Raw genomic sequence first — 12,863 nt, 5'->3', positions numbered from 1 at the left:
GGCTCAGCGACGGGCCACGGGCATTGTCAGCAACTGTAAGCGCTGGGCAATGTCGGCGGGACGGATTTTGCTCCAGCGCTTGTTCGCCGCGTCACCGACGATCAACCGTGTGGAGTGCTGCAAGGGGGTCGGCACGATCTGGTCGATGCGACCCCATACAAGGTCCATTTGCACCTTGTCTTCGGTAAGAAAAAACCAGTGGGGCCCATCGATGCCCTGTTTCAAGGTGCAAGCCTTGAGTACCGCTGGCGTGTTGCGCAGCGGATCACTGGTAAGGGAGATAAAGGTGCTGCCGTTCTGGTCCTGCACGGGTATGTCGGGGAAGCAGGTTTTCCTGTCGAAGGCGCTCATGGCTGGTGCTCCATGGCGATGGCGGTGTGCTTGGCGTGGGCGTTGCGTTCGCCTCTGAGCCTCTCGACGGCCCGGGCCAGCTCTGTCGGTTCGGTGAGACCGTAGTAGCGGGTCCAGTAGCGGTTGTTGCCGTCCCCCACCAGAATCAGTGGCGAGTGGTTCTCGAAGTTGCCGCTGTAGACACCCAGGCCCTTGAGGGTGGCATCGACCGCCTGCGGCGAACCGGTCAGCCAGCTCCAGCCCGGCCCTTTCTGGAAGGTGCGGGCGTAGTCGTTCAGGCGTTGGGGATCATCACGCTGCGGGTCGATGCTGATGGACACCAATTGCACCTCGGTGCCGACCCGCGCGCCCAAATGTTTCTGTACCCTGCCCATGATCGAGGACATCACCGGGCAGACCGTGGTGCAACGGGTGTAAATGAAACCCATGACCACGATTTTGTTGCTGACCAGGTCTTTTTCCAGGTTGACGACCTTGCCGTTCTGGTCCAGCAAGGCCACGTCGGCAAATCTGATCCGGGCGTTCTCCGGGCTGGCGGTGCTGGCCGCCGTGTCGTGCCCGGTGTGCTCGTCCGCCGAGTGAGCCAGCGCCTGGTCGATACCGAAGGCCAACAGGCAAAACGTCAGCAGGCCGCAATGCGCGAATCGGTCCATGTCGGTTTCCTCGTTAGTGGGTATCACCGGGACTGACCCGAAATCCCGGCACGACGCCGGACAAGGGTTGGTCCTGTTTTCAGCAACATTCCTCTTTACCGATCTGTACCTGTCTTACCCGCCCCGTTGTGGGAGCGAGCTTGCTCGCGATAGCGGACTGACAATCGACATCGTTGGCGACTGGAAAGCAGTCATCGCGAGCAAGCTCGCTCCCACAGGGGGGGTAAGCAAATCAATCAAGGACCAAGCGTGGGATATGCCGATCATGGACTCGGGCCTCGCTGCGGGTTATCGGGGGAACACTTCTCGATAAATCGACCGGAGCAATCCGCATGCCACAAAAAAATACGTTATTAATCAGCTTGTTATGATCACGACTTGATAGGCCGGGGGATATTCCCCACCCAATCCCCCCCCTTTTTCGCCGGGGCCACTATTCCCCACTATTGGGGAAATTTCCCCGGGTGTTCGATCACAGCGGCGCATCCGCGGGCAACCCCTGCAAACGCCGATACTGCTTCAGCACACTGGGCACATAACGCTGGGTTTCGGCGAACGGCGGGACCACGTTGCCCCGGCTGAGCACCGCTTGCGGGCCGGCGTTATAGGCCGCCACGGCGAGCCGGATATCGTTGTCGAACATCGTCATCAGGCGCTTGAGATAGCGGGCGCCACCCTGGATGTTGGCCTTGGGGTCGTAGACATTGGTCACCCCCATTTCGCGGGCGGTGGCGGGCATCAATTGCATCAGCCCGCGAGCGCCCTTGGGTGAGGTGGCGCGGGCGTTGTAGCTCGATTCGGTCTTGATCACTGCATGCAGCAGCGCCGCCGGCAGTTCGTTGGCCGTGGCCGCCGCCGCCACCAGCTCGGCATAGGGTTGCGCGGCGATCATCTGCGGTTGCTGATCGAGGCTGACCACCGGCGCATCGGGCTCACGAATCACCCGTTCATAGTGGCGTCCGGGGCGGTGGACATTGGACAGGACGTAGCCGCCATTGGCGTCCACGGAAACAAACACATCGGCCTGTGCGGCGCTGGCCAACACAAGGAAACCCAGCAATCCGGCGGTGAGTGTCTTCATTGTTATACCTCCCCTTTCCGGCCCCGAAAATTGGGGGTATTGCCCCAATGGCCAGTCGTGCACCAGCCATACGCAAGCACTGTGCCGTAAGCGAGAAGGCCCGTAGCAAGGGGGGCGCGCAAGGGTCAGCAATCGTGAGCATGGCAATTGCATGCAACTACATGGCAACTCTGCTGCCGACTGTTATGAGGTCATCATGAATCAGCGACTGTGTTATGCCCGGCGAACCCAAAGCGGGTTCACCTTGCTCGAACTGTTGGTGGTGCTGGTGGTATTGGGGCTGTTGGCCGGCATCGTGGCGCCGAAGTATTTCGCCCAACTGGGCCGCTCCGAAGTGAAAGTGGCCAAGGCGCAGATAGAAGGCTTGAGCAAGGCACTGGACCTTTACCGTCTGGAAGTTGGCCATTACCCGTCCACCGAACAGGGTTTGCAGGCGCTGGTCACCGCCCCCGCCGACGAACCGCGCTGGACCGGCCCGTACCTGCAGAAAAAACTCCCGCAAGACCCCTGGGGGCGCAACTACGCCTATCGCTATCCCGGTGAAAACAGCGAGTACGACCTGTTGTCCATGGGCAAGGACGGGCAGCCCGGTGGCGAAGGCGAGAACGCCGAAGTCACCAACTGGAACTGACGGGAATGGCGACCATGCGCTTTCATCTCAAGGCCGTCGGCAAGGCCGGTGTGGTCTCGATGACCGTCGAGGCACCGGGGCACAGCGAAGCCAGGCGCATCGCCGAAGATCAGGGCCTGCGGGTGGTCAGCCTGCACGCCGAACGACATTGGCGCGCCTTGCGCCTGCACAAGCGCGAGACGTTCAACCTGGTGTTGTTCAGCCAGGAACTGACCACCCTGCTCAACGCCGGCCTACCGTTGATCGATGCCCTGGAAAGCCTGGCGGAAAAGGAAAACGCGCCACAGGCCCGCAAGACCTTGAACGAGTTGGTCCGCCTGCTTTACGAGGGCAAATCGTTTTCCCAGGCCCTGAGCCAGCTGTCGGCGGTTTTCCCCCCGTTGTACGTGGCGCTGGTGCAGTCCAGTGAAAAGACCGGTGCCGTGGGCGATGCCCTGGGCCGCTATGTCAGCTATCGCCAGCGCATGGACGAGGTTCGCCAAAAGATCATCAGCGCGTCGATCTACCCCTTGCTGTTGCTGGTGGTGGGCGGTGGCGTGGTTTTGTTTTTGATGGGGTATGTCGTGCCGCGCTTCAGCCTGGTGTTTGAAGGACTGGGGTCGAACCTGCCCTGGATGTCGCAGATCCTGATGAGCAGCGGCATGTTCCTGCACGCCCACCAGGGTGAATTCTTCGGTGGCTTGCTGGCCATCATCGTCGCCCTCACCCTGCTCCAGCGCCAGCCGGCCTTTCGTCGGGGGCTGGACCACCTGATCGAAAAACTCCCTGCGGTGCACCAGCGCATCTTCATGTATGAACTGGCGCGCTTCTACCGTTCACTGGGGATTCTGCTGCAAGGCGGCATTCCCCTGGTCACCGCCATGGGCATGGTCCGTGGCCTGCTCACCGTCGCCTCCCGCACGCGCCTGGACCAGGCCTGCGACCGGGTGCGCGAGGGGCAATCACTTTCTGCCGCGCTGGAACTCAATCACCTGGTGACCCCCGTGTCCCTGCGCCTGCTGCGAGCCGGCGAACAGTCCGGCAACCTCGGGCAGATGATGGAGCGCAGCGCCGACTTCTACGACGAAGAAATCAGCCGCTGGATCGAATGGTTCGTGCGGCTGTTCGAACCCTTGCTCATGACCTTCATCGGTCTGTTGATCGGGGTGATCGTGATTCTGATGTACATCCCGATTTTCGAGCTGGCCTCGAGCATTCACTGACTCTTTGAAACTGACCCTTCAGACGCGGGTCCGGCTGAACGCTGCACTCTTTTTCAATTTTCCCGCCGAATAAATCGGTGCGCTGAACTGTTCATCAAGTTCCCTCGGGGAAAAAATCAGCACATTACACTGTTCATCAAGGTTCCAATCTGAATTAAAGGACGGAGAACGACATGCTCATCAATAAGCTTTTACTGGCAGTAGCTATTGGCGCGGTTCTGTCGGCGTCTACCGTATTGATTCCGGACAGTCTGTCTGGAGTTTCCAGTGCTCAGGCCAAGGATGGGGGTAGTGGTGGCGGTGGTGGCGGAAGTGGTGGTGGCGGCAGTCACGGTGGCGGCGGTGGTGGTAGCGGTGGTGGCGGCGGCAGTGGCAGCGGTGGCGGCGGCGGCAGTCATGGTGGAAGCGGCAGTGGTGGCAACAGCGGCAGCGGCCACAGTGGCGACCATGGCAGCAACAGTGGCCATGGCAGTGCCAACAGCGGTTCGAGCCACTCCGGATCGGTCTCGTCCTCAGGACGCAGCGGCACCCATGATGAACCCGGGGACGACCATGGCGTTCATCGGTCCGGTGAAGTCGGCGACGATCATGGCGTCCATGCCAATGGCGAGCCCGGTGATGACCGCGGTGTCCATGCCGAGCCCGGTGATGACAAAAGGAGCTGATTCCCACTGATTCCCATGCAACACAAAACCCTGTGGGAGCGAGCTTGCTCGCGATGGCGGAGTGTCAGACGACTTCAATGTTGGATGACAGGACGCCATCGCGAGCAAGCTCGCTCCCACAGTGGCCGATGTGAGTCAGGCAATCCGCCGCTCTACAACCCACCCTCAGACTGATCCAGTTCCTCGCGCAAGAACTCAACCAGCGCCTGCACCGGCCGCGAACTCTGCCGGTGTTGCGGATAGACCGCCGACAACGTCAGCGGCTCCGGCCGAAAATCCTCCAGCACTTCCACCAGCCGTCCATCCTTCAACGCCGAGCCGACAATGAACGTTGGCAAATACGTGATCCCCAGCCCGGCAATCGCCGCGTCCTTGAGCAATTCACCGTTGTTGACCCGCATCCGCCCGCTGACATTGACGCTCAATGGCTTGCCCTGCCCTGCAAACCGCCATTGCACCTGTCGACCATGGCCGTACGGCAGGCAGTCGTGACCGTGCAAATCTTCAGGCTTGAGCGGTGTGCCGCGTTCGGTCAGGTACGCAGGGCTTGCGCAGTACACCCGCTCAATGGAGGCAATGCGTCGGGCGATCAGTGTCGAGTCTTCCAGTGTGCCGATGCGCAGCGCCAGGTCGTAGCCCTCACCGAGCAAATCCACGGGACGATCGCTCAAATCCATCTCCACCGTCACGTCGCGATAGCGCTGCAAAAACACCGGCAACAGGCAGCCCAGATGCGCCAGCGCGAACGACAGCGGCGCACTCACACGAATGGTCCCCCGTGGCTCGGTGGTCTGGCCGGCGATGCCCTGCTCCACTTGTTCGACTTCGCTGAGCAGGCGCAAGGCTGACTCGTAATAGCTCTGCCCCAGCGGCGTGACATCCAGGCGCCGGGTCGAACGATTGAGCAAGCGAACGCCCAGGCGCTCTTCGAGTTGCATCAAGCGGCGGCTGACAAACTGCTTGGACAGCCCCAGTTGATCGGCGGCCGCCGTGAAGCTGCCGGAGTCCATGACCTGGCAAAAAATACGCATATCTTCGAATGGGTTCATTGTCACTTCCCGGTTGACAGTCAAACACTTTATAGCCGCTTGTTCCCTTTCAGGCACACCATTAATCTTCGTTCACCGCACTGAAATCACCTTCCCCGAAGGATCTGCGATCTGTTTGCCTCAAGCATTTAAATGGAGTTTCCCCATGTCCTTTCTCCTCGGTCACCTGCTCTCACTGAGCACCCTGCTGCTGGCCATCGACGCCCTGCTCTGGCACCTCGCGCCGTTCAAGCATCGCGTCAGCCGGGTCGGTGTGCGCCTGGCGCTGTTTGTGCTGTTCAGCGCGGTGCTCATCAACGCCGGCGTCAGCCCGTTGCAGGCGCCGTTGTTTGCCGATGATCGCGTGGCACAACTGGGGGCCACGGCACTGGGGATTCTCTGGTGGCTGTACGCCGCGCGGGTGCTGACCGAAGTGATCGGCCTGGCCCTGATGCGGCGCATCGGCCATAGCGGCCGGCTGTTGCAGGATGTCATCGGTGCACTGGTGTTCCTGATTGCCGTGGTGGCCGCCGCCGGCTACGTGCTGGAGCTGCCGGTGAAAGGTTTGCTGGCGACCTCCGGCGTCGTCGCCATCGTGGTGGGTCTGGCATTGCAGAGCACCTTGAGCGACGTGTTCTCCGGCATCGTGCTCAATACCACCAAGCCGTATCAGGTCGATGACCGGGTTTCCATCGACGGTATTGAAGGCAAGGTGCTGGACATCGACTGGCGCGCCACCCACCTGCTGACCAGCGCCGGCAGCACCGCTGTAGTGCCGAACTCGGTGGCGGCCAAGGCAAAGATCGTCAATCTCAGCCGCCCGTTCAATATGCACGGCGTGTCGATCAGCATTCAGGTGCCCAACCACATCCGCCCGCGTCGGGTACTCGATGCCCTGGACCGCACCCTTCAGGGCAGTAGCAGCCTGCTGCTCGATCCGGCGCCGAAAGCCGTGCTCAAGGAGGCCGGCGAAACCATGTCCGAATACGTGGCCAGCGGCTTCATCGCCGAATTGGGCAAAAAGGGTGAAGTACGCAATCAACTGTTCGACCTGGCCCATCGGCACCTTGAAGCGGCGGGCATTTCCCGGCAACCCGATGGCGTGATCGAGCCGTCGACCCGCGCACGGGCCTTGCTCGATGAAGTGAAAATATTTCGCTCCCTGAGCGCCGAGGAACGGGATCACCTGGCCCAGAACATGGTGGCGCAGCAATACGCGGCCGGTGAGGTGGTGCTGGATCTGGATGAAGTACCGGACAGCCTGTTCGTCATCGCCACCGGCGTGGTCAGCGCCACCGTCCCCAACGGCAGCACGCAGATCGAAGCCGGGCGCATGGGGCCGAGTGAAGTCATGGGCGAACAAAGCATCCTCGCCGACACGCCGTCCCAGGCACGGTTCACGGCCATGACCTCAAGCATCATCTACCGCCTCGACAAATCACTGACCCGCAACTGCATGGCGCAACGGCGGGAAGTCGACCGGGCGTTGAACAAGCTGCAGGCGGTGCGCCAGCAGAACAGCCGGATGGCGTTGATGGCCAAACCGGTAGCGGTCAGGAAAGGTGGGTTTTTGAGTTGGTTGCAGAGTCGCTGATCAAGTGATCACACAAAAAATCTGTGGGAGCGAGCTTGCTCGCGATAGCTTTCTGTCAGTCAACATGTGTGTCGACTGATACGCCGCCATCGCGAGCAAGCTCGCTCCCACAGGTGTACTTCTTACTTGGCAGTAAATTTGGTGTAGCTGTTGATCAGGTTGCGATAGTTCGGCAGGCGTTCGGACAGCAGGTTGGCCAGGCCTTCCATGTCGTTGCGCCAGTCGCCTTGCAGCTCGCAGGCCACGGAGAACCAGTTCAGCAGTTGTGCACCGGCGGCCGACATGCGCGCCCAGGCCGCTTGTTGCACGGTGGTGTTGAAGGTGCCGGAAGCGTCGGTCACCACAAACACCTCAAAGCCTTCGGCAATGGCTGACAGTGTCGGGAACGCCACGCACACGTCGGTCACCACACCGGCAATGATCAGTTGCTTGCGACCGGTGGCCTTGATCGCCTTGACGAAGTCTTCGTTGTCCCAGGCGTTGATCTGGCCCGGGCGTGCAATGAACGGCGCGTCCGGGAACTGCGCCTTGAGCTCCGGCACGATCGGACCGTTCGGACCGCTGTCGAAACTGGTGGTGAGGATGGTCGGCAGTTTGAAGAACTTGGCGATGTCGCCCAGCGCCAGTACGTTGTTCTTGAACTCGTTGGGCGAGAAATCCTGTACCAGCGAGATCAGACCGGTCTGGTGGTCGACCAGCAATACCACAGCATCGTCTTTGTTCAGGCGTTTGTACGGAACGTTGCTCATTGGAAACTCCTTGGTGGATGGTTGTTGCAGTCAGCGCCGACCTGTTGGGCCGGCGCTTTTTTAAAAGAGTCAGAAGGCAAAACACGAGCAGCCAAAGGCGCCCCAGAAACCGGCGAAATCGCTGACCGGCGCGTTCGACAGACGCGCCCGTTCATGACTGTGGGAATGCACCGCGCACGGGCCGCTGCAATGGTGAACCTGGGCCTGCATCGGCGAAGTCGGGCGCCAGTGGCCCGGCACCTTCACCACCGGCGACCAGTCCGGCAGCACCGGCACGCTGGCCGGCCCGAGCTTCTCGAAGTCACCGGCGCCATACACCACCTTGCCGCCGACCACGGTCAACACCGACTCGATCCACTTGATCGCCTCTTCATCGACGCTGAAAAAATCCGCACTGAGGGCCGCGACGTCAGCCAGTTGCCCAACCTTGATCTGGCCCTTCTTGCCTTGCTCCGAGGAGAACCAGGCGCTGCCGTGGGTGAACAGCTCCAGCGCCGTCAGGCGTGAAAGGCCTTCGGCGTGCAATTCCATACCTCCGACGGTGCGACCGCTGACCATCCAGTACAGCGAGGTCCACGGGTTGTAGCTCGACACCCGCGTGGCGTCGGTACCGGCACCCACCGGTACGCCTTCGGCCAGCATGCGTTTGATCGGTGGCGTGGCTTCGGCCGCTTTCGCGCCGTAACGCTCGACGAAATATTCACCCTGGAACGCCATGCGATCCTGAATCGCGATGCCGCCGCCCAGCGCCCTCACCCGCTCGATGTTCTGCGGGGTGATGGTTTCGGCGTGGTCGAAAAACCACGGCAAGCCGTTGAACGGAATGTCGCGATTAACCTTCTCGAACACATCGAGCATGCGGCTGATGGATTCGTTGTAGGTGGCGTGCAAACGGAACGGCCAGCGTTGCTCGACCAGATGGCGCACCACCGGCTCCAGTTCGGCTTCCATGGTTTGCGGCAGGTCCGGGCGCGGTTCGAGGAAGTCTTCGAAGTCCGCCGCCGAGAACACCAGCATTTCCCCGGCGCCGTTGTGTCGCAGGAAATCATCGCCCTGGTGCAGCTTCACGCTGCCGGTCCAGTTCTTGAAGTCGGTCAACTCTTCCTTCGGTTTCTGGGTGAACAGGTTGTAGGCGATGCGCACGGTCAGTTGCTCGTCCTTTGCCAACTGCTCGATCACCTGGTAATCGTCCGGGTAATTCTGGAAACCGCCGCCGGCATCGATGGCACTGGTCAGGCCCAGGCGATTGAGTTCGCGCATGAACTGACGGGTCGAGTTGACCTGATACTCCAGCGGCAGCTTCGGCCCCTTGGCCAGGGTCGAGTACAGAATCATCGCGTTGGGTCGCGCCACCAGCATGCCGGTCGGCTCGCCATTGGCGTCACGCACGATCTCGCCGCCTGGCGGATTCGGTGTATCACGGGTGTAGCCGGCGACACGCAACGCGGCGCGGTTGAGCAAGGCGCGGTCGTACAGGTGCAGCACGAAAACCGGCGTGTCTGGCGCCGCCTGATTGAGTTCCGCCAGGGTCGGCATGCGCTTCTCAGCGAACTGGAACTCGTTCCAGCCACCGACCACCCGCACCCACTGCGGGGTCGGCGTGCGGTCGGCCTGCTCCTTGAGCATGCGTAAGGCATCGGCCAGTGACGGCACACCTTCCCAACGCAGTTCCAGGTTGTAGTTCAAGCCGCCACGGATCAGGTGCAAGTGTGAGTCGTTGAGCCCGGGGATCACGCAACGCCCCTTGAGGTCGATCACCTGGGTGTTCGAGCCCCGCAGGGCCATGGCTTCGGCATCGTTGCCGACCACGACAAAACGCCCGTCGCTGATCGCCACGGCGCTGGCGAGCGGTTTTGTGCGGTCAACGGTATGGAATTGACCATTGAACAGAATCAGATCGGCGTTCATCACGGTTCCTCGTGCAATGTGGCGGGAGACAGCCAGGGCGCGAACAGACGCGTCGCCATGGGCATGAAGATGTAAACCACCGACAGCACGATGGTCAGGGTGATCAGAAACGTGGCCACCACGTAATTGGAGAGCAAGGCGTTGAGCCGCAACAACGGCCCCCAAAGCAGCGGCACCAGCAAGGTGTGCGGCAGGATCACCAGCAGCGTCACCACGGCCTGCTTCCAGCGCGGCGGTGGCGTACTGGCCTCGGCCTGGGGCGAGAACCAGAACTCGTTGACCGGATTGACTTCGGTCTGGTCGCCATCGGCCAGCATCGGCGCGGCTTCATCGACCAGTTCCTGGCGTTGCGGTGAATCGAGCCAGCGCTGCATCGCCTCGGTCGAACAAAAGCGCAGCACGCAGGTGTAGGTGTCCAGGCCGGCATTCTTGCCACGCACCACATCCACGCCCAAGTGCCCGACGTTCTGCGCGGCCACCTTGACGATGTTGCGCAGCCAGGCTGCATAAGGCACTTCGAAACCGGCCTTGACCCGGTGCTTGACGATCAGGGTCACCACCTCATCAGGCCCCGGACTTGCCGGCTCACGGCGATTGGATTCAGACATAACGCAAGGCTCCGGCGAAACGGACATTGAGTGCCAGGCGTCCCGGCCCGGCGATGAAAATGCTGGTGAACACGATCAGCAGCCAGCCGAACTGGCCTTCGAAGAGTGTCCACTGCGGATGCACGATCAACATCGACACCCACAGCAAAAACAGAATAGGCAAACACGCTAGACGCGCCAGCAACCCGGCGACGATCAGCAGCGGGCACACCACCTCGGCGAAAATCGCCAGCATCAGCGTCAGATTCGTGCCCAGGTGGAAAGGGTCTTCGATGTTTTGCAGCTCGGCACTGTAGTGAAGCAACTTGGGCAAGCCATGTACCCACAACAGGAACAACCCGCCGCTGACCCGCAGGAACAGCAGCCCCCAGTCTTGCGCCCGATCATCACTTCGCGAAGTGTCCATGGCCTACCCGCACAAATGAAAAACCACCGGCGTCAATGCGCCGGGACAGGATTCGATAGTGCCGGGGCGGAGGAAGGAAAAATTGAATGTACGTGCTCTGTTTGCGTGAAGACCGAGATCGACCAAACGACATAGAACCCTGTAGGAGCGAGCTTGCTCGCGATGGCGGCATTACATCCGGCATTGGTGTTGACTGATACACCGCTATCGCGAGCAAGCTCGCTCCTACTACAGTGGATCAGCGTATGTCTGTGAGAGATTGGTCGGCTGTCAGGCCGCCTTCGCGGGCAAGCCCGCTCCCACAGGTACTGAGTACATCAGCAAGTGATTGGGCGGCTGGCAGGCCGTCTTCGCGAGCAGGCTCGCTCCTACAGTGGATCAGCGTATGTCTGTGAGAGATTGGTCGGCTGTCAGGCCGCCTTCGCGGGCAAGCCCGCTCCCACAGGTGCTGAGTACATCTGCAAGTAATTGGGCGGCTGTCAGGTTGCCTTCGCGAGCAGGCTCGCTCCTACAGTTGGGCTGGGTACACTCGTAAGAAAGTGGTCGGCTGTCAGGCCGCCATCGCGAGCAAGCTTGCTCCCACAGAAGAGCAAAAAGCAGAGCATCCCGCACCACCGCGTCGCTTCTCACCACTCATCAGGCCGAGCGTTAGCTCGCCTGCAGCTTTTGATCTTGATCCACCCGCCCCCTCGGCAGGCTGAGCGGAGGTGTTTATCCGGGGATTGGCGCGCAGCGCCGTTCGACGCAGTCGAACTCATTTGCATGTAGGTCGAAGCGAAGCCGACCGGAGGGCAATGCCCCCGGATGAATACCGCAGCGAAGGAACCCCGAGCCTAAGCGAGGGGCCGTACGTAAGGGGCGAGACCTTTTGGTTCCTTTTGGGGCGTTTGCCAAAAGGGACTCGCCGTAAGGGCGAAACCATAAGCCGCCGTTACCGCAGCAACGGATATGTACTCAATCAACCAAGAACCTGGTCGGCCCAGAGGCCGCCAAGGTCAACACCTATGAAACATCCAAAGCCACAGACATGAACTGACCGATCCGCGACCGCAACCACCGCTCCGCCGGATCATTGTCATGCACCCCGCTCCAGGCCATCGACAACTGCGCCGCCTCAATCTCGAACGGCGGATCCTCAGCGCGCAAGCCACAGCCCTCGACCAACGCACACGCCGCATAATCCGGCACAGTGGCAATCATCTCGGTCCCGGCGAGCAACGCCCGCAACCCACTGAACTGCGGCACCCCCAGCACCACACGACGACTACGCCCGACCTTCGCCAGATCCAGGTCGATGTTGCCACTCAGGTCGCCGGAAAAAGACACCATCGCATGGGGCCGCTCGCAGTACTCATCCAGGGTCAGCGTCCCCGGCCGGGTGTCGCCGCGCAGCACTTTGCAGGGGATATCGCGCAGCTTCTTGCGCTTGGCATTGGCCGGCAGATCCGTGGTGTAGCTCACGCCCACCGAAATTTCCCCCGACGCCAACAGCGCTGGCATCAACAGGTAATTGGCTCGCCGCACAACCACGACGATGCCCGGTGCTTCCTCTTGCAACTGACGCAGCAACGGTGGAAACAAACCGAACTCGGCATCGTCCGACAACCCGATGCGAAACACATCGCAACTGGTCGCAGGATCGAATTCCTTGGCCCGGCTGACCGCACCGGAGATGGTGTCCATCGCTGGCTGCAATTCCTTGAGAATCGCCAATGCGCGCGCCGTCGGTTCCATGCCGCGTCCGTTGCGCAGCAGCAACGGATCGTCGAACAGATCGCGCAAACGCCCCAGCGCGGCGCTCACCGCCGGTTGGCCCATGAACAGTTTTTCCGCGACTCGGGTCAGGTTCTTTTCGAACATCAGGGCCTCGAAAATCACCAGCAGGTTCATGTCGACGCGACGCAGATCGTTACGGTTCATAGGCACGGGTTCCTTATGTGTGTTCGGCCGGGCGCGAGGATGAGAATTGTGTCTGACTTTACCCAAG

At 61.1% G+C, this 12,863-nt stretch carries 12 protein-coding genes and 1 pseudogene; 4 read left to right on the top strand and 9 right to left on the bottom strand.

The features are described 5' to 3' along the window. Nucleotides 1-3: 3 nt before the first annotated feature. The 3 genes and pseudogenes from AC1Q6Y_RS24840 to AC1Q6Y_RS24830 form a co-directional block, all read right to left on the bottom strand. Nucleotides 4-360, bottom strand: a pseudogene (locus AC1Q6Y_RS24840) (thioredoxin domain-containing protein); the annotation flags it as partial. Beyond that, on the bottom strand, nt 348-1,004 hold the full coding sequence (locus tag AC1Q6Y_RS24835) for an SCO family protein (protein ID WP_492625365.1): 657 nt from the start codon (nt 1,002-1,004) through the stop codon (nt 348-350). The pseudogene AC1Q6Y_RS24840 and the gene AC1Q6Y_RS24835, both read right to left, overlap by 13 nt. A 472-nt stretch (nt 1,005-1,476) precedes the next feature. Next, complete coding sequence (locus tag AC1Q6Y_RS24830) at nt 1,477-2,085, bottom strand: transglycosylase SLT domain-containing protein (RefSeq protein WP_057715500.1); 609 nt, start codon at nt 2,083-2,085, stop codon at nt 1,477-1,479. A gap of 196 nt (nt 2,086-2,281) precedes the next feature. Here AC1Q6Y_RS24830 and gspG point away from each other — a divergent pair, with 196 nt between their 5' ends. From gspG to AC1Q6Y_RS24815, 3 genes are all read left to right on the top strand, one after another. Further along, a complete protein-coding gene (gene gspG, locus AC1Q6Y_RS24825; RefSeq protein WP_057715501.1) occupies nt 2,282-2,716 on the top strand; it encodes a type II secretion system major pseudopilin GspG in 435 nt (144 codons plus the stop codon). Between the two features lie 14 nt (nt 2,717-2,730). Beyond that, entirely contained in the window at nt 2,731-3,918 is a 1,188-nt protein-coding gene (locus AC1Q6Y_RS24820; protein WP_154862394.1) for a type II secretion system F family protein, read from the top strand. A gap of 173 nt (nt 3,919-4,091) precedes the next feature. Continuing rightward, nucleotides 4,092-4,583 carry a hypothetical protein gene (locus tag AC1Q6Y_RS24815; RefSeq protein ID WP_492625364.1) on the top strand — a complete coding sequence of 164 codons (492 nt, stop codon included), beginning with the start codon at nt 4,092-4,094 and terminating at the stop codon, nt 4,581-4,583. 152 nt (nt 4,584-4,735) lie between these two features. Here AC1Q6Y_RS24815 and AC1Q6Y_RS24810 read toward each other — a convergent pair whose 3' ends face one another. Then, complete coding sequence (locus tag AC1Q6Y_RS24810; protein WP_218498343.1) at nt 4,736-5,632, bottom strand: LysR family transcriptional regulator; 897 nt, start codon at nt 5,630-5,632, stop codon at nt 4,736-4,738. A gap of 145 nt (nt 5,633-5,777) precedes the next feature. Here AC1Q6Y_RS24810 and AC1Q6Y_RS24805 point away from each other — a divergent pair, with 145 nt between their 5' ends. Continuing rightward, nucleotides 5,778-7,205: a mechanosensitive ion channel domain-containing protein gene (locus tag AC1Q6Y_RS24805; RefSeq protein ID WP_492625363.1), complete on the top strand. Its 1,428-nt coding sequence runs from the start codon at nt 5,778-5,780 to the stop codon at nt 7,203-7,205. A 122-nt stretch (nt 7,206-7,327) separates the two neighbouring features. Here the strand turns inward: AC1Q6Y_RS24805 and ycaC are convergent, their stop codons facing one another. The 5 genes from ycaC to AC1Q6Y_RS24780 form a co-directional block, all read right to left on the bottom strand. Further along, complete coding sequence (ycaC, locus tag AC1Q6Y_RS24800; protein WP_008004800.1) at nt 7,328-7,954, bottom strand: isochorismate family cysteine hydrolase YcaC; 627 nt, start codon at nt 7,952-7,954, stop codon at nt 7,328-7,330. Between the two features lie 69 nt (nt 7,955-8,023). Next, nucleotides 8,024-9,862: an amidohydrolase gene (locus AC1Q6Y_RS24795; protein ID WP_429522069.1), complete on the bottom strand. Its 1,839-nt coding sequence runs from the start codon at nt 9,860-9,862 to the stop codon at nt 8,024-8,026. Next, nucleotides 9,862-10,470, bottom strand: a complete 609-nt coding sequence (locus AC1Q6Y_RS24790) for an antibiotic biosynthesis monooxygenase (RefSeq protein ID WP_154947830.1) — start codon at nt 10,468-10,470, stop codon at nt 9,862-9,864. Before AC1Q6Y_RS24790 ends, AC1Q6Y_RS24795 begins: the two co-directional genes overlap by 1 nt. Further along, nucleotides 10,463-10,876 (bottom strand): DoxX family protein, encoded by a 414-nt coding sequence (locus tag AC1Q6Y_RS24785; protein ID WP_492625362.1) that lies wholly within the window; start codon nt 10,874-10,876, stop codon nt 10,463-10,465. The genes AC1Q6Y_RS24790 and AC1Q6Y_RS24785 overlap by 8 nt, the downstream gene beginning before the upstream one ends. A 1,002-nt stretch (nt 10,877-11,878) precedes the next feature. Further along, a complete protein-coding gene (locus tag AC1Q6Y_RS24780) occupies nt 11,879-12,796 on the bottom strand; it encodes a LysR family transcriptional regulator (protein ID WP_057715510.1) in 918 nt (305 codons plus the stop codon). Between the last annotated feature and the right edge of the window lie 67 nt (nt 12,797-12,863).

Source organism: Pseudomonas sp. GW823-FHT06E10 (assembly GCF_058794995.1).
This window is presented reverse-complemented; position numbering and strand designations above follow the sequence as displayed.

What these genes read in the sequence shown, in the direction of transcription:
- AC1Q6Y_RS24835 (WP_492625365.1), bottom strand. Translation starts at nt 1,004, where the DNA reads ATGGACCGATTCGCGCATTGCGGCCTGCTGACGTTTTGCCTGTTGGCC.
- AC1Q6Y_RS24830 (WP_057715500.1), bottom strand. Translation starts at nt 2,085, where the DNA reads ATGAAGACACTCACCGCCGGATTGCTGGGTTTCCTTGTGTTGGCCAGC.
- gspG (WP_057715501.1), top strand. Translation starts at nt 2,282, where the DNA reads ATGAATCAGCGACTGTGTTATGCCCGGCGAACCCAAAGCGGGTTCACC.
- AC1Q6Y_RS24820 (WP_154862394.1), top strand. Translation starts at nt 2,731, where the DNA reads ATGCGCTTTCATCTCAAGGCCGTCGGCAAGGCCGGTGTGGTCTCGATG.
- AC1Q6Y_RS24815 (WP_492625364.1), top strand. Translation starts at nt 4,092, where the DNA reads ATGCTCATCAATAAGCTTTTACTGGCAGTAGCTATTGGCGCGGTTCTG.
- AC1Q6Y_RS24810 (WP_218498343.1), bottom strand. Translation starts at nt 5,632, where the DNA reads ATGAACCCATTCGAAGATATGCGTATTTTTTGCCAGGTCATGGACTCC.
- AC1Q6Y_RS24805 (WP_492625363.1), top strand. Translation starts at nt 5,778, where the DNA reads ATGTCCTTTCTCCTCGGTCACCTGCTCTCACTGAGCACCCTGCTGCTG.
- ycaC (WP_008004800.1), bottom strand. Translation starts at nt 7,954, where the DNA reads ATGAGCAACGTTCCGTACAAACGCCTGAACAAAGACGATGCTGTGGTA.
- AC1Q6Y_RS24795 (WP_429522069.1), bottom strand. Translation starts at nt 9,862, where the DNA reads ATGAACGCCGATCTGATTCTGTTCAATGGTCAATTCCATACCGTTGAC.
- AC1Q6Y_RS24790 (WP_154947830.1), bottom strand. Translation starts at nt 10,470, where the DNA reads ATGTCTGAATCCAATCGCCGTGAGCCGGCAAGTCCGGGGCCTGATGAG.
- AC1Q6Y_RS24785 (WP_492625362.1), bottom strand. Translation starts at nt 10,876, where the DNA reads ATGGACACTTCGCGAAGTGATGATCGGGCGCAAGACTGGGGGCTGCTG.
- AC1Q6Y_RS24780 (WP_057715510.1), bottom strand. Translation starts at nt 12,796, where the DNA reads ATGAACCGTAACGATCTGCGTCGCGTCGACATGAACCTGCTGGTGATT.